This window comes from Bacillus sp. AFS015802 (genome assembly GCF_002561455.1).
Taxonomy (GTDB): Bacteria; Bacillota; Bacilli; order Bacillales; family Bacillaceae_B; genus Rossellomorea.
Genome location: NZ_NTUP01000026.1, coordinates 1 through 212 on the forward strand (window position 1 = coordinate 1; position 212 = coordinate 212).

The 212-nt window shown below is 43.4% G+C and carries 1 tRNA gene; it reads left to right on the plus strand.

Features of this window, described 5'->3' with window-relative positions:
• The first annotated feature begins 103 nt into the window (after positions 1-103).
• Positions 104-180, plus strand: a tRNA-Ile gene (locus tag CN378_RS14540).
• The last annotated feature ends 32 nt before the right edge of the window (positions 181-212 follow it).

The window sequence follows — 212 nt, forward strand, 5'->3', positions numbered from 1 at the left end:
TTGTTCAGTTTTGATGGTTTAATAAGATTTTTTGCGGAAGCAAAATAATCATCCATCAAAAAACAATGGTAAGCATTGCTTATCATTCATTTTTATGGAATATGGGCCTATAGCTCAGCTGGTTAGAGCGCACGCCTGATAAGCGTGAGGTCGGTGGTTCGAGTCCACTTAGGCCCACCATATTCTCACCCCTTGGGGCCTTAGCTCAGCTG